This is a genomic window from Streptomyces sp. NPDC012888 (genome assembly GCF_042900645.1).
GTDB lineage: Bacteria > Actinomycetota > Actinomycetes > Streptomycetales > Streptomycetaceae > Streptomyces.
In genome coordinates, this window is record NZ_JBIBBM010000006.1 from 115,942 (window position 1) to 131,098 (window position 15,157).

Annotated in this window: 14 protein-coding genes; 8 read left to right on the forward strand and 6 right to left on the reverse strand. The window is 72.8% G+C overall.

The features are described 5' to 3' along the window. Positions 1-186: 186 nt before the first annotated feature. The 6 genes from rarD to ACFY61_RS12800 form a co-directional block, all read right to left on the reverse strand. The gene (gene rarD / locus ACFY61_RS12775; protein WP_389470696.1) at positions 187-1,179 is read right to left on the reverse strand and encodes an EamA family transporter RarD; all 993 of its coding nucleotides are present in this window, start codon (positions 1,177-1,179) and stop codon (positions 187-189) included. Between the two features lie 167 nt (positions 1,180-1,346). Continuing rightward, the gene (locus ACFY61_RS12780) at positions 1,347-2,399 is read right to left on the reverse strand and encodes a 2-oxoacid:ferredoxin oxidoreductase subunit beta (RefSeq protein ID WP_389470698.1); all 1,053 of its coding nucleotides are present in this window, start codon (positions 2,397-2,399) and stop codon (positions 1,347-1,349) included. Further along, on the reverse strand, positions 2,392-4,335 hold the full coding sequence (locus tag ACFY61_RS12785) for a 2-oxoacid:acceptor oxidoreductase subunit alpha (protein ID WP_389470700.1): 1,944 nt from the start codon (positions 4,333-4,335) through the stop codon (positions 2,392-2,394). Before ACFY61_RS12785 ends, ACFY61_RS12780 begins: the two co-directional genes overlap by 8 nt. 148 nt (positions 4,336-4,483) lie before the next feature. Beyond that, positions 4,484-5,155, reverse strand: a complete 672-nt coding sequence (locus ACFY61_RS12790; protein ID WP_389470702.1) for a LuxR C-terminal-related transcriptional regulator — start codon at positions 5,153-5,155, stop codon at positions 4,484-4,486. A 146-nt stretch (positions 5,156-5,301) separates the two neighbouring features. Further along, the gene (locus ACFY61_RS12795) at positions 5,302-6,660 is read right to left on the reverse strand and encodes a sensor histidine kinase (protein WP_389470704.1); all 1,359 of its coding nucleotides are present in this window, start codon (positions 6,658-6,660) and stop codon (positions 5,302-5,304) included. A gap of 311 nt (positions 6,661-6,971) precedes the next feature. Beyond that, positions 6,972-8,162 carry a sensor histidine kinase gene (locus tag ACFY61_RS12800; protein ID WP_389470706.1) on the reverse strand — a complete coding sequence of 397 codons (1,191 nt, stop codon included), beginning with the start codon at positions 8,160-8,162 and terminating at the stop codon, positions 6,972-6,974. Between the two features lie 149 nt (positions 8,163-8,311). On the opposite strand from ACFY61_RS12800, the gene ACFY61_RS12805 reads away from it, so the two are divergent. Genes ACFY61_RS12805 through ACFY61_RS12840 form a run of 8 tightly spaced genes read left to right on the forward strand, consistent with a single transcriptional unit; the run spans position 8,312 to position 15,120 of the window. Next, positions 8,312-8,731 carry an NADH-quinone oxidoreductase subunit A gene (locus ACFY61_RS12805; RefSeq protein ID WP_389470707.1) on the forward strand — a complete coding sequence of 140 codons (420 nt, stop codon included), beginning with the start codon at positions 8,312-8,314 and terminating at the stop codon, positions 8,729-8,731. After that, on the forward strand, positions 8,722-9,324 hold the full coding sequence (locus tag ACFY61_RS12810) for an NADH-quinone oxidoreductase subunit B (RefSeq protein WP_389470709.1): 603 nt from the start codon (positions 8,722-8,724) through the stop codon (positions 9,322-9,324). Before ACFY61_RS12805 ends, ACFY61_RS12810 begins: the two co-directional genes overlap by 10 nt. Beyond that, a complete protein-coding gene (locus tag ACFY61_RS12815; RefSeq protein ID WP_389470711.1) occupies positions 9,321-10,622 on the forward strand; it encodes an NADH-quinone oxidoreductase subunit C in 1,302 nt (433 codons plus the stop codon). Before ACFY61_RS12810 ends, ACFY61_RS12815 begins: the two co-directional genes overlap by 4 nt. Beyond that, positions 10,619-11,587, forward strand: coding sequence for an NADH-quinone oxidoreductase subunit H (locus ACFY61_RS12820; RefSeq protein WP_389470714.1), 969 nt, complete (start codon positions 10,619-10,621; stop codon positions 11,585-11,587). The genes ACFY61_RS12815 and ACFY61_RS12820 overlap by 4 nt, the downstream gene beginning before the upstream one ends. Further along, complete coding sequence (locus tag ACFY61_RS12825; RefSeq protein WP_389470717.1) at positions 11,587-12,192, forward strand: NuoI/complex I 23 kDa subunit family protein; 606 nt, start codon at positions 11,587-11,589, stop codon at positions 12,190-12,192. Before ACFY61_RS12820 ends, ACFY61_RS12825 begins: the two co-directional genes overlap by 1 nt. Beyond that, positions 12,189-12,776 (forward strand): NADH-quinone oxidoreductase subunit J, encoded by a 588-nt coding sequence (locus ACFY61_RS12830; protein WP_389470719.1) that lies wholly within the window; start codon positions 12,189-12,191, stop codon positions 12,774-12,776. Before ACFY61_RS12825 ends, ACFY61_RS12830 begins: the two co-directional genes overlap by 4 nt. After that, the gene (gene nuoK / locus ACFY61_RS12835; RefSeq protein WP_389470722.1) at positions 12,776-13,132 is read left to right on the forward strand and encodes an NADH-quinone oxidoreductase subunit NuoK; all 357 of its coding nucleotides are present in this window, start codon (positions 12,776-12,778) and stop codon (positions 13,130-13,132) included. The genes ACFY61_RS12830 and nuoK overlap by 1 nt, the downstream gene beginning before the upstream one ends. Then, positions 13,129-15,120: an NADH-quinone oxidoreductase subunit L gene (locus ACFY61_RS12840; protein ID WP_389470725.1), complete on the forward strand. Its 1,992-nt coding sequence runs from the start codon at positions 13,129-13,131 to the stop codon at positions 15,118-15,120. Before nuoK ends, ACFY61_RS12840 begins: the two co-directional genes overlap by 4 nt. Positions 15,121-15,157 lie beyond the last annotated feature (37 nt).

Consider the following 15,157-nt stretch of genomic DNA (forward strand, 5'->3'; position numbering starts at 1 on the left):
GGATGGAACGGAACGTGCGGGGATAGAGCGCTTGTGCGAGCCCGATGTTCAGCGAGAGTATGACTATCCGTCAAGAGCGCAATCCGGTCAGGGTTGTTCGCTCAACGGACGATCGCCCGTACGTGTGGTACGTACGGGCGATCGTGGGACAGAAGGGGCGGCGGCCGGCGCCCGCCGCGCGGGGCGTTACGCCGGCTCGCGCTCCGGAGCCGCGGCGCGGGCGGCGGTGCCACCGCCGGAGCCGGAGCCGGAGCCGGCGCGGGCGCCGGGGGCGGCCGGGACGGCCAGGGCGCGGGTCCGCCGGGCGGTCCGCAGGGCGTCCCACGTGAGCAGGGTCAGGGCCACCCACACCAGACCGAAGCCGGCCCACCGCTCGGCCGGCATGGCCTCGTGGAAGTAGAGGACGCCCAGCGAGAACTGGAACACGGGGGCGAGGTACTGGAGCAGGCCCAGGGTGGACAGCGGCACCCGGATCGCGGCGGCGCCGAAGCAGACCAGGGGCAGCGCGGTGACCAGGCCGGTGGCCGCGAGCAGGGCCGCGTGCCCGGCGCCCTGGTTGCCGAAGGGCAGCTCGCCCTGGCCGGACAGCCACAGCAGGTAGGCGAGGGCGGGCAGGAACTGGACGGCCGTCTCGGCGGCCAGCGACTCCACCCCGCCCATGTTGATCTTCTTCTTGATCAGCCCGTAGACGGCGAAGGAGAACGCCAGGACGAGCGAGATCCACGGCGGGCGTCCGTACCCGAAGGCGAGCACCAGCACGGCGGCGGCGCCGATGCCGACCGCGGCCCACTGGACCGGCCGCAGCCGCTCACCCAGCAGCAGCACCCCGAAGCCGATCGTGACCAGCGGGTTGATGAAGTAGCCCAGGCTCGCCTCGACCACGTGGCCGGCGTTGACGGCCCAGATGTACACGCCCCAGTTGACCGTGATCACCGTGGCCGCGAGCGCCGTGAGGGCGAGCTTGCGCGGCTGCCGCAGCAGCTCCCGTATCCAGCCCCAGCGGCGCATCGCCACCAGGAGCAGGGCCACCACCGCCAGGGACCACACCATCCGGTGGGCCAGGATCTCCAGGGCCTGGGACGGCTTCAGCAGCGGCCAGAACAGGGGCACCAGCCCCCACATGCCGTACGCGCCGAACCCGAAGAGCAGACCCGCGCGCTGTTCGTTCCCTGCCTTCACGCGGCCTCCCTGACGATTTCCAGCCAACCTCTCGACGGTAGCGCCGCGGCCGCCGGATGTCATGCCCAATAAATGGTGACAGTCATGACACTACAGAGGGGCGGGGGCGACGCGAAGGGCCCGGAGCCAGAAGCTCCGGGCCCTTCGCGCGACCGTGCGGCCCGCGATCAGCCGACCACGGTCCAGGTGTCGTTGCCGGCCAGCAGCCGGCCCAGGTCGCCCTTGCCGTTCCGCTCGACCGCGGTGTCCAGCTGGTCGGCCATCTGCGTGTCGTACACCGGCCGCTCCACGCTGCGGAAGACGCCGATCGGCGTGCGGTGCAGGGTGTCCGGGTCGGCCAGCCGGGAGAGCGCGAACGCGGTGGTCGGCGAGGCGCTGTGCGCGTCGTGCACCAGGATCCGCGACTCGTTCTCCCCGGTGACCTCGACGACCTCGAGGTCGCCGGTGGCCGGGTCCCGGACCACGCCCTTGTGGCCGTCGGCGCCGAACCGGATCGGCTGCCCCTGCTCCAGCCGGATCACGGCCTCCTGGGCCTGCGCGTTGTCCTTGAGCACCTCGAACGCGCCGTCGTTGAAGATGTTGCAGTTCTGGTAGATCTCCACCAGCGCCGTACCGTCGTGGTCGGCCGCCGCGCGGAGCACCTCGGTGAGGTGCTTGCGGTCGGAGTCGACGGTGCGGGCGACGAACGAGGCCTCGGCGCCGATCGCCAGCGACACCGGGTTGAAGGGCGAGTCCAGCGAACCCATCGGCGTGGACTTGGTGATCTTGCCGACCTCGGAGGTCGGCGAGTACTGGCCCTTGGTCAGACCGTAGATCCGGTTGTTGAACAGCAGGATCTTGAGGTTGACGTTCCGCCGCAGCGCGTGGATCAGGTGGTTGCCGCCGATGGACAGCGCGTCGCCGTCACCGGTGACCACCCAGACGCTCAGGTCGCGGCGCGAGGAGGCCAGGCCGGTGGCGATGGCCGGGGCGCGGCCGTGGATGGAGTGCATCCCGTACGTGTTCATGTAGTACGGGAACCGGGAGGAGCAGCCGATGCCGGAGACGAAGACGATGTTCTCCTTGGCCAGCCCCAGCTCGGGCATGAAGCCCTGCACCGCGGCCAGCACGGCGTAGTCGCCGCACCCGGGGCACCAGCGGACCTCCTGGTCCGACTTGAAGTCCTTCATGGACTGCCTGGCCTCGGCCTTGGGGACCAGGGACAGCAGGGTCTCAGCCATGGATGGCCTCCTTGAGGGCCGTGGCGAGCTGCTCCGCCTTGAACGGCATTCCGTTGACCTGGTTGTACGACTGGGCGTCGACCAGGTACTTCGCCCGGACCAGGGTGGCCAGCTGGCCGAGGTTCATCTCCGGGACCACGACCTTGTCGTACCGCTTCAGCACCTCTCCCAGATTGGCCGGGAAGGGGTTGAGGTGACGCAGGTGGGCCTGCGCGATCGGCACGCCGGCGACGCGCAGCCGGCGGACCGCCGCCGTGATCGGCCCGTAGGTGGAGCCCCAGCCCAGGACGAGCGTGCGGGCCCCGTCCGGGTCGTCGACGTCCACGTCCGGGACGGCGATCCCGTCGATCTTGGCCTGGCGGGTGCGGACCATGAAGTCGTGGTTGGCCGGGTCGTACGAGATGTTGCCCGTGCCGTCCTGCTTCTCGATGCCGCCGATCCGGTGTTCCAGGCCCGGGGTGCCGGGGACCGCCCAGGGGCGCGCCAGGGTCTGCGGGTCGCGCTTGTACGGCCAGAAGACCTCGGTGCCGTCCGACAGCTCGTGGTTGGGGCCGGAGGCGAACCGGACCCGCAGGTCGGGCAGGTCGTCGACGTCCGGGATCCGCCAGGGCTCGGAGCCGTTGGCCAGGTAGCCGTCGGAGAGCAGGAAGACCGGGGTCCGGTACGTCAGCGCGATCCGGGCGGCGTCCAGTACCGCGTCGAAGCAGTCCGCCGGGGTCCGCGGGGCCACGACCGGGACCGGGGCCTCGCCGTTGCGCCCGTACATGGCCTGCAGCAGGTCGGCCTGCTCGGTCTTGGTGGGCAGGCCGGTGGACGGGCCGCCGCGCTGGATGTCGACGATCAGCAGCGGCAGCTCCAGGGAGACCGCGAGGCCGATGGTCTCCGACTTCAGGGCCACGCCGGGGCCCGAGGTGGTGGTCACCGCCAGGGAACCTCCGAAGGCGGCGCCCAGGGCGGCCCCGATGCCGGCGATCTCGTCCTCGGCCTGGAAGGTCCGCACGCCGAAGTTCTTGTGCTTCGACAGCTCGTGCAGGATGTCCGAGGCCGGGGTGATCGGGTACGAGCCCAGGTAGAGCGGCAGGTCGGCCTGCTGGGCGGCGGCGATGAGGCCGTACGAGAGGGCGAGGTTCCCGGAGATGTTGCGGTAGGTGCCGGTCGGGAACGCCCGGGTGGCCGGGGCCACCTCGTAGGAGACGGCGAAGTCCTCGGTGGTCTCGCCGAAGTTCCAGCCCGCGCGGAAGGCGGCCACGTTCGCCTCGGCGATCTCCGGCTTCTTGGCGAACTTCTGCCGCAGGAAGTTCTCGGTGCCCTCGGTGGGCCGGTGGTACATCCAGGAGAGCAGGCCCAGCGCGAACATGTTCTTGCTGCGCTCGGCCTCCTTCCGGGTGAGCCCGAACTCCTTCAGCGCCTCGACGGTGAGCGTGGTCAGCGGGACGGGGTGGACGTTGTAGGCGTCCAGGGAGCCGTCCTCCAGCGGGGAGCTCTCGTACCCGACCTTGGCCATGGGGCGCTTGGTGAACTCGTCGGTGTTGACGATGATCTCCGCGCCGCGCGGGACGTCGCCGATGTTGGCCTTGAGGGCCGCCGGGTTCATCGCCACCAGGACGTTCGGGGCGTCGCCCGGGGTCAGGATGTCGTGGTCGGCGAAGTGCAGCTGGAACGAGGACACGCCCGGGAGGGTCCCGGCGGGCGCCCGGATCTCGGCCGGGAAGTTCGGCAGCGTGGAGAGGTCGTTCCCGAAGGAGGCCGTCTCCGAGGTGAAGCGGTCACCGGTGAGCTGCATGCCGTCACCGGAGTCACCCGCGAAGCGGATGATCACACGGTCCAGACGGCGGATCTCCTTCGCGCCGGGGGGTGCGGACGTCCGCTGGCCACCGACTACAGCCCCATCGGCCCCGTCGGCCTGATCGGCTGGGCTACTGACCTGGCTGGTCACTGAACTGGACCTCCTTCGAGGCGGCGTTCCCAAGGCCAACCCTACGTCCGTGAGGGTGTCCTTCCTCGGGCCGCTCATATTCTGGACGGCCTTGTGAGACGGCCGATGCACTTGCTCGCTTGCCGTTACCTGACAGAGTGTCAGTCGATCAGGAGTTGAGATAGGTGAGGACCGCCAGCACCCTGCGGTGATCCCCGTCACTCGGCGACAGGCCGAGCTTCATGAAGATGTTGCTGACGTGCTTCTCCACCGCGCCGTCGCTGACCACCAGCTGCCTGGCGACCGCCGAATTCGTCCGGCCCTCCGCCATCAGCCCCAGGACCTCCCGCTCGCGCGGGGTCAGCCCGGCCAGTACGTCCTGCTTGCGGCTGCGCCCCAGCAGCTGGGCGACGACCTCGGGGTCCAGGGCGGTACCGCCCCGGGCCACCCGCACCACGGCCTCCGTGAACTCGCGGACCTCGGCCACCCGGTCCTTCAGCAGGTAGCCCACGCCCGTGCTGGATCCGGCCAGCAGTTCGGTGGCGTACTGCTCCTCCACGTACTGCGACAGCACCAGCACGCCTATGCCCGGGTGCGCCCGGCGCAGCTGCACGGCCGCCCGCACCCCCTCGTCGGTGTGCGTCGGCGGCATCCGCACGTCGGCCACCACCACGTCGGGCAGGGCCCCCTCCGAGGCCAGGTCCGAGACCGTCTTGAGCAGGGCCTCCCCGTCGCCCACACCGGCCACGACCTCATGACCCCGGTCGGTCAGCAGCCGGGTCAGGCCCTCCCGCAGCAGCACCGAATCCTCGGCGATGACCACCCTCACCCTGTCGTCCACGACTCACGCGCTCCTGCGTCCACTCGTACTGCGCACTTCGCAGTGCCTGGCAAGCCAAGCATCCCAGCCTCGTGCGGGGATCCAGGCGAGCCCGAGCCAACGAGTACGGGACGGGGCGCGGCACCCGGGTGTACGGGAGGGCGGTCTCAGCGCGCGGACGGCGCACGGTCGCGCCACGGCAGCTCGGCGGTCACGGTCGTCCCGCCGCCGGCGGGGGAGTCCACGACCAGGACGCCGTCCACGGCGTCGAGCCGCGCGCCGAGCCCGGCCAGACCACCGCCGACGACGGCCACCGCCCCGCCGCGGCCGTCGTCGGCGACCTGGAGCATCAGCCGGCCGCCGGACTTCCACACGTCCACCGTGACGGACCCGGCCCCCGCATGCCTGCCGGCGTTCCGCAGCAGCTCGCAGACCGTGGAGTACGCGAGCCCCTCGATCGCGGCGGCCGGCCGCGCGGGGAGCTCCACCGAGACCCGCACCGGGACCGGGCAGCCGGCGGCCACCGCGGACAGCGCCGCGTCCAGGCCGCGGTCGGTCAGTACCGCGGGGTGGACGCCCCGGGCCAGGTCCCGCAGCTCGCGCAGCGCGGTCTTCACCTCGCCGTGCGCCTCCTCCACCATGCGGGCCGCGGCCCGCGGGTCCTGGGCCAGCTTCTCCTTGGCCAGGCCCAGGTCCAGGGCCACCGCGGCCAGCCGGGCCTGGGCGCCCTCGTGCAGGTCGCGCTCGATCCGCCGCAGGTCGGCGGCCGCCGCGTCGGCCGCCACCCCGCGGCCGGCCTCCAGCTCCGTGACCCGCGCGGCCAGCGGGGACGGGCCGAGCAGCCCCCGGACGAGCAGTCCGTCCACCGCGGTCAGGCCCCGGAAGACCCAGGGAGCCGTGAGGGTGACGGCCAGGCCCAGCAGCGCGGCACCGGCGACCCCCAGCGGGCCCTGGAAGTGGAAGCTGTGGTCGCCGTTCTGGAACAGCTGGAGGCCCGGCTGGTCGGTGAAGGCGGGGAACACCCAGAACCAGAGGGGGTACAGCAGCAACCCCCACCCCAGCGGCCAGAGCACCAGCGCCACCGTGGACCCGAACACCGCCCACGGGAAGTGCACGAGCGAGTACAGCAGGTGCCGCCAGGCGCTGCCGCTCCTGAGGAGGGCGGCGGTGAGGGCGAGCACCCCGGGCCGGGCCGGCCGGAGCGGCTCCGGGGAGCCGGCGTCCAGCCCGAGCAGCGCGCGGGCGCGGGCCCGCTCCAGGACGCCGATGCCCCGGCACATGGCGAGCACCGCGGCAAGGACCGGGACGCCGACGAAGGTCACCAGCAGGCCGGCGCCGAGGCTCGCACCGGTGACGGCCAGCACGAAGTACACCGTGCCGAGCGGCAGGCCGAGCACGAGGTAGCCGAACTCGCGCCAGGCCCGCCCCGAGACGGGTGCGGTCAGCGCCCGCGGCCCCCGCAGCCCCCGCGCCGCCCCCGTCGTGCGCGGCGCGTGCCGCCGTTCCACCGTGCCGCCGTAGCCCATGCCCCGCCTCCCGCGCCGTCCAAGTCCGTACCCCTCAACCCTCGCGATCCGCGGCTCCCGGGACCATCCGGCGGGTCGGCGTCCTCGCCGGGGGGTTAACCCCACCCCCGGCGACGCGCGGGCCGGCCGGGGCGGGCCATGGCAGAGCCGGGCCGCGCGTGCGAGCCCGAGCTGGGGGGGCACCTCCCGGCGGTAGCTGGGGGACGCTTGAGCGGGCGCCCCCGGCGGAGCCGCGCCTGCGCGGCCAGTGCTCCGCCCGGGCACACGGAGCTCCACCCGTACCGCGCCTCAATCGCCGGGCCGGGGCCGCCTCAGCGCGGCGCGGGCGCCCGGTCGCGCCACGGCAGCTCCGCCGTGACCGTCGTCCCGCCGCCCTCCGGGGAGTCCACCAGGAACACCCCGTCGACCGCGCCGAGCCGTTCCGCCAGCCCGGCCAGCCCGCCGCCGGGGGTGTCGTCCGCCCCGCCGCGGCCGTCGTCCGAGACCCGGACCAGCAGCCGGGGACCGGACCGCCACACCTCCACGGACGCGCCGCGCGCCCCGGAGTGCTTGCTGACGTTCTGGAGCAGCTCGGACACCGTGAAGTACGCGATCCCCTCGATCGCCTCCGCCGGCCGGGCCGGCAGGTCCACCGACACCTTCACCGGCACCGTGCACCGCGCGGCCACCGAGGACAGCGCCGCGTCCAGCCCGCGGTCCGTCAGCACCGCCGGGTGGATCCCCCTCGCCAGGTCCCGCAGCTCCTGGAGCGCCAGCTTCACCTCGCCGTGCGCCTCGTCGACCATGGCCGCGGCCGCGTCCGGGTCCTCCAGCAGCTTCTCCTTGGCCAGCCCCAGCCCCATCGCCAGCGCGACCAGCCGGGCCTGGGCGCCGTCGTGCAGGTCCCGTTCGATCCGCCGCAGGTCGGCCGCCGCGGTGTCCACGACCACGCCCCGGCCCGTCTCGAGCTCCGCGATCCGGCGCTCGAGATCGTCCGAGGGCGACAGCAGCCCGCGCACCATGGCCCGGTCCACGTTGGCCAGCCCCCGCACCACGTACGGCAGCACCGGCCACAGCACGAACAGCCCGACCAGCACCACCGTGAAGGTCAGGACGCCCCACGGCAGCCGCACCAGCTCGTACAGCACGGCCCGCCAGGCCACCGGGTCCTTGATGCCGTTCCACAGCCAGGGGAAGAAGCCGCCCGACCGCCCCGGGCCGGGCAGCGGCGTCGGCTCCTCCACGCGGGTGCCCAGCAGCAGCCGGGCCCGGCCGCGCTCGATCCGCCCCAGCTGGCGGGAGAGGAAGAGCCCGCACACGAGCAACGGAAGTCCGATCGCGGTCACGGACAGACCACCGGCCGTGCCAATCATGAATACCGTGTAAACAAATCCGATAATCGAAGCAGGGAGATTCGCCAAAAGGTGGGCGATCTCCTTCCAGGTGTCCCCACTGAAAGCAGGACGGACTGGAGCCGGCCGGTCGTTCTCCGGCACCCCCGGGGTGAAGCTCTGCGCGGTCATGTGCCCCAGCCTGCCAACCCCGGCCGCGGGCCTGCCATGGGGTGCCCCCGTCTCACGGATCGGGGGGTAACCCCACCCTTTGTGAGGCAGGCCCTAGACTCCCGTCCGTAACGGAACCCCGACAGTGGCAAGAGGAGCGAGGAACGGACGTGCCCGACCCATCGGTTTCGACCGCGGCATCGACCGTAACCGTGCTCGCGGCGGACTACTTCCGCGGATATTCGGTCGTCGGTCTGCTCGCCCTGCTCGGCGTGCTCTTCGTGGCCGTGGCCTTCGGTGCGAGCCGGCTCCTGCGGCCCGACGTCCCCACCGCGGAGAAACTGCTCACGTACGAGTGCGGGGTGGACCCCGTCGGCGAGGGCTGGGCGCACACCCAGGTCCGCTACTACGTGTACTCCTTCCTCTACGTCATCTTCGCCGTCGACTCGATCTTCCTCTTCCCGTGGGCCACGGTGTTCGCCGCCGACGGCTACGGCGCCGTGACCCTGGTCGAGATGTTCGTCTTCCTCGGCTTCCTGGCCGTCGGCCTGCTCTACGCGTACAAGAAGGGCGTCCTCACATGGACGTGACACCCCAGGCCCCGGCGCCCCAGCCGCTGCCGGAGCCCAAGCGCCTCGGAGTCCTCTCCCGGCTCGCCCCCGAGCCGATGAAGGTGGTCCTGAACTGGGGCCGCCGTTACAGCCTGTGGGTCTTCAACTTCGGCCTCGCCTGCTGCGCGATCGAGTTCATCGCCGCGTCCATGGCCCGGCACGACTTCATCCGGCTCGGAGTGATCCCGTTCGCGCCCGGCCCGCGCCAGGCCGACCTGATGATCGTCTCCGGCACCGTCACGGACAAGATGGCCCCGGCGGTCAAGCGGCTCTACGAGCAGATGCCGGAGCCGAAGTACGTCATCTCCTTCGGCGCCTGCTCCAACTGCGGCGGCCCCTACTGGGACTCCTACTCCGTCACCAAGGGCGTCGACCAGATCATCCCGGTCGACGTCTACGTGCCCGGCTGCCCGCCCCGGCCGGAGGCCCTGCTCCAGGGCATCCTCAAGCTCCAGGAGAAGATCGCCCGGGAGTCGCTCGCAAGCCGCTACTCCCGTGCCGCCGCACCGAGCGCCGCCCAGCTGACCAGCGGCCTGGTCCAGCCGCCCGCCACGGGGGAGGCCCGGCAGTGAACGCGTACGACTCCCTCCCCGACGGCGTGACCCAGATCTTCGGCGAGGAAGCCGTCGCCGACCTCTCCTACGACGTCCTCACCGTCGACGTGCCGGTCGGTTCCTGGATCCCCGCGCTGGAGACCGCCCGGGACAAGCTGGGCTGCACCTACTTCGACTGGCTGAGCGCCGTCGACGAGCCCGGCACCGGCTTCCGGGTGTGCGCGCACGTGGTCGCCCTGGAGGGCCACCGCGTGCGCCGCCTGCTGCTGCGCACCACCGTCCCGCACGCCGCCCCCAGCCTCCCGTCGGCGGTCACCGTCTACGCGGGCGCCTCCTGGCACGAGCGGGAGACCCACGAGATGTTCGGCGTGGTCTTCACCGACCACCCGCACCTGGTCCCGCTGCTCCTGCCGGAGAACTTCGAGGGCCACCCGCTGCGCAAGGACTTCGTCCTCGCCGCCCGGGTCGCCAAGGCCTGGCCGGGCGCGAAGGAGCCGGGCGAGGGCCACGACGCCGGCGGACCGAAGCGGCGCACCATGCTGCCCCCGGGCGTGCCCGACCCCAACGACTGGGGCCCGCTCAAGGGACAGCTCCCGCCGGCCCCCGCCCGCCCCGCCCGCACCCCGCGGGCCGCGGGCGACCGTCCGGCCCGCACCCCGCGCGAGGGCGCCCCGGCCCGCCGCACCCGCACGGTCGCGGAAGGCTCCGCCAGCCAGACCCCCGAGCCCCTCACCGCCGAGGGCACCCCGCCCGAGGGCACCCCGACCGGGGGTGCCCCGGCCGCCGGCCCCGCCCGCCCGGCCCGCCGTACCCGCACGGCCGCGGAGGGCTCCGCCAGCCAGACCGCCGAGCCCGCCCCGGCGGAGGGCACCCCGACCGGGGGTGCCCCGGCCGCCGGGCCCGCCCGCCCGGCCCGCCGCACCCGCACGGCCGCGGAGGGCTCCGCCAGCCAGACCGCCGAGCCCGCCCCGGCGGAGGGCGCCCCGGCCGCCGGCCCCGCCCGCCCGGCCCGCCGTACCCGCACGGCCGCGGAGGGCTCCGCCAGCCAGACCGGCGGTGCAGCCCAGGCCGGCCAGACGCCCCCGGCCGACACGGCCAGGCCCCAGCAGGCCCGCCGCAGCACCGACGCGCCCTGGCACAACCCGAAGCCCGCCTTCGGGGAACCCCCGCCAGCCGAACCGCGCCGGCCGGCACCGGCTCAGACGGAGCCCGCCCAGGCCGAGCCCACTCAAGCCGAACCGCAGGCCGAGCCAGCCAAGGCGGAGCCCACCCCGGCCGACACCGACACCGACACCGACAACGGAGGCGACGCGTGAACGACGTACTCGACGTCGCGCTGAGGCTCATCCTCGTCTTCGCGGTCTTCCTCGTGCTCCCCCTCGTCGTCGGCCAGACGGAGCACAAGGTCATGGCCCACATGCAGGGCCGCCTCGGCCCCATGTACGCCGGCGGCTTCCACGGCTGGGCCCAGCTCGTCGCGGACGGCGTGAAGTTCGCGCAGAAGGAAGACGTCGTCCCGGCCAACGCCGACCGGCGGATCTTCCAGCTCGCGCCCGCCGTCGCCCTGCTCCCCTACCTCCTCGTCCTGGTCGCCATCCCGATCGGCCCCGGCGAGGGCGCGGTCGGCCAGGTCATCGACGCCGGCCTGTTCTTCGTGCTCGCCGTCATGGGCGTCGGAGTCCTCGGCAGCCTCATGGCCGGCTGGGCCTCCGCCAACAAGTTCTCCCTCCTCGGAGGCCTGCGCACCGCCGCCCAGCTGCTCGCCTACGAGCTGCCGATGCTGCTGGCCGCGGCCTCCGTCGCCATGGCCGCCGGCACCGTCTCCCTCCCCGGCATCGTCGGGGCCTTCGAGTGGTGGTGGCTGCCCTGGCAGATCGTCGGCGCCCTCGTGTTCTTCACCGCGGGCCTCGCCGAGCTCCAGCGACCCCCCTTCGACATGCCCGTCGCCGACTCCGAGATCATCTTCGGCGCGTACACCGAGTACACCGGGCTCCGCTTCGCCCTGTTCCTGCTCGCCGAGTACGCCGGCATCGTCGTCCTCTGCGCCCTGACCACCGTCCTGTTCCTGGGCGGCTGGCACGGCCCGTTCGGCGCCGACGGCCTCGGCTGGGTCTGGACCCTGCTGAAGACCACCGTCCTCGCCTTCGTCGTGATCTGGCTCCGCGTCAGCTACCCGCGGCTGCGCGAGGACCAGCTCCAGAAGCTCGCCTGGACGACCCTCATCCCGCTCGCGCTCGCCCAGATCGCGCTCACCGGCATCGTGAAGGTGGCGATCCAGTAATGCCCATCCCCGGATCCGGCCTGGCCAAGGGCCTGGCCGTCACCCTGCGCACGATGACGAAGCGCTCGCACACCGCGCAGTACCCCGAGGTGCAGCCCGAACTCCCGCCCCGCACCCGCGGTGTCATCGGCCTGTTCGAGGAGAACTGCACGGTCTGCATGCTGTGCGCCCGCGAGTGCCCCGACTGGTGCATCTACATCGACTCCCACAAGGAGACGATCCCCGCCGCCACCCCCGGCGGCCGCGAGCGCAGCCGCAACGTCCTCGACCGTTTCGCCATCGACTTCTCCCTCTGCATGTACTGCGGTATCTGCATCGAGGTGTGCCCCTTCGACGCCCTGTTCTGGTCGCCTGAGTTCGAGTACGCGGAGACGGACATCCGCGACCTCACCCACGAGCGCGACAAGCTGCGCGAGTGGATGTGGACCGTGCCCGCCCCGCCCGCACTCGACCCCGCCGCCGAGGAGCCCAAGGAACTCGCCGCCGCCCGCAAGGCCGCGGAGAAGGCCGAGGCCGCCGCCGCGGCAGCGGCCGCCGCTCCCAGCGAGCCCGACGCTCCCGCCGACCCCGCCGGCCCCGACGCGCCGGCCGGAGGTGCCGCATGACGCACACCGCCGTCCTCGCCGCCGCCCAGGGCAACGGCTTCCTCTCCCCGACCGGCGTCGAGATCGCCTTCCTCCTGGTCGGCATCGCCACCTTCGGCGCGGCCCTGGTCACCGTCACCACCAGGCAGCTGGTGCACGCCGCCCTCTGGCTGGTGGTGACCCTGGGCGGGATCGCCGTCGAGTACCTCCTGCTCACCGCCGAGTTCATCGCCTGGGTCCAGGTGCTGATCTACCTCGGTTCCGTGGTGGTCCTCCTCCTCTTCGGTCTCATGCTCACGAAGGCACCCATCGGCCGCTCCCCGGACGCCGACTCCGGGAACCGCTGGGTCGCCCTCACGGTCGCCGTCGCCTCCGCGGCCACCCTCGTCTGGGTGGTCGTCGACGCCTTCCGCACCACCTGGATCGACCTCGACGGGCCCGTCCAGGGCTCCACCGAGGTGTCCGGGCAGATCCTCTTCCAGCACTGGGTGCTGCCCTTCGAGGCGCTCTCCGTCCTCCTGCTGGCCGCTCTGATCGGAGCCATCGTGCTGTCCCGCAAGAACGGCACCGCCACCGGCGAAGACACCGCGAAGGGGAACCGTTGATGCACCTCGCCTACCCGGCCGTGCTCGCGGCGCTCCTCTTCTGCACGGGCCTGTACGGGGTACTGGCCCGCCGCAACGCCATCCTCGTCCTGATGTCCGTCGAGCTGATGCTCAACGCCGTCAACCTCAACCTGGTGGCCTTCGACGTCTGGCTGCGCGACACCCTGCACGCCGGCCAGGCCCTCACCCTCTTCACCATCGCCATCGCCGCCGCCGAGATCGGCATCGGTCTGGCCATCGTGCTGATGGTGTACCGCAACCGCGGCACCTCCGACGTCGACCGGCTGCGCGACACCGCCGAGGGCAACGAGCCCGCCCCGACCGCCGAGCCCGCCCCCACCGAGGTCGCCGCGTGACCACCACGACCCTCGCCGTCCTCGTCCCCCTGCTGCCCTTCCTGGGAGCCGTGGCCGGGCTGCTGCTCGGCCGTACCGCGCCCGGATTCGTCCGGCCGCTCGCCGTCCTCCCCGTGCTGGCCGCCGCCGTGCTGGCCGTCCTCGTCGCCGTCCGCCAGGGCGGGGGCGAGCCGATCGACTCCGCGACGGAGCTGACCCCGACCGGCTCCGTGCCGATCGAGCTCGCCTTCCATCTGGACGGCTTCGCCGTGCTCGTGGCCGTCCTGGTCGGGGTCGTCGCCACCTGTGTCCAGCTCTACTCGACGGCCTACCTGCGCGAGGACCCGCGCTACCCGTCGTACGCCGCTCTGGTCTCACTGTTCACCTCCGCCATGCTGCTCGTCGTCTACTCCGGCGACCTGATGGTGCTGCTGGTCGGCTGGGAGATCATGGGCATCTGCTCGTACTTCCTCGTCGGCCACTACTGGGAGACCGAAGCGGCCCGCTCCGCCTCCCTGAAGGCCTTCCTGGTCACCAAGCTCGGCGACGTCCCCTTCCTCATCGGCCTGTTCGCGCTCGCCGCCGACGCCGGCTCGTTCCGGATCACCCGGATCCTCGACACCGTCGCCGCCGGCGGGCTCGACCACCCGACGCTGATCGCGCTGCTGCTGCTGGCCGGTGTCGCCGGCAAGTCCGCACAGTTCCCGCTGCACACCTGGCTTCCGGACGCCATGGCGGGCCCCACCCCGGTCTCCGCGCTGATCCACGCCGCGACGATGGTCGCCGCCGGTGTCTACTTCATCGCCCGCCTCCTCCCGGTCTTCGCGGCCTCCCGGGCCGCACTGGTGGTCATGGCCGCCATGGCGGCCGTCACGATGGTCGGTTCGGCGCTCGCCGCCCTCGCCCAGGACGACATCAAGCGCGTGCTCGCGTACTCCACGGTCGGCCAGCTGGGCTACATGACCGGCGCGCTCGCCGTCGGCGACCGCGGGGCCGCCGTCTTCCACCTCCTGTCCCACGGCGCCTTCAAGGCGCTCCTCTTCCTCGGCGCCGGCGTGATCATCCACGCCGCCGGGACCAACTCCCTGGCCGCCATGGCCCGGATGGACGGCCTGGCCAAGCGGATCCCGGACGCCTTCTGGACCATGACCATCGGGCTCCTCGCGCTCGCCGCCATCCCGCCCTTCGCCGGCTTCTTCTCCAAGGAAGCCGTCCTGGTGGCCGCCGAGCACACCGCAGTCGGCGACTCGGACTTCGCCCCGGCCTCCGCCGGCTGGCTGGTACTCGTCTCCGGCGTGCTCACCGCCCTGCTCACCGCCGCCTACGCCACCCGGCTCTGGCTCATGGCCTTCCGCGGCCGCGGGGCGGCCGCCCCCGACCACGGCAAGGAGCCGCTCGCCATGACCGGCGTGCTGTGGCTGCTCGCCGTCCCCTCGGTCGCCTTCGGCCTCGCCGCCGGACCGCTCGCCGACTGGTTCGACGGCCACGAGCTGTCCCCGACGCTGACCACCTCCGTGCTGGGCACCGGCGCGGCCGTCATCGGCGCCATGCTCAGCTACGCCCTCTGGCAGCGCGCCTCGTCCCGTCCCGTGCCCGCGACCGGCGTCCCCGCCGCCGCTGCCGCGGCCGAGTCCGCCGCCGAGACCCCCGAGGTGGACGAGGTCACCCACGACCACCCGGCCGTCCCGGCCGGACCCGCCCCGGACCCCGGCAAGGCCCTCCTCGGTCCGCTGTACCCGCACGCCGCCGTGGGCTTCCACCTCGACGCCGTCTACGACGCGCTGTTCGTACGCCCCGTACGGGCCGCCGCCGGCCTGGTCCGCTTCCTGGACCGGGAGGTCGTCGACACCTACGTCCGCGGTGCGGGCAGCGGCGCCAAACTGCTCGGCACCCTGGTCCGCCGGGCCCAGACCGGCAACGTGCAGAGCTACCTGAGCGCCCTGCTCGCCGGTGCCGTGGTCCTGGCGATCGCCACCGCCGTCCTCGCCAACGTCAACGCCGGATCGTGAGCCGTGAGTCAGCCGTGATTGATATCAGCGCATCCGT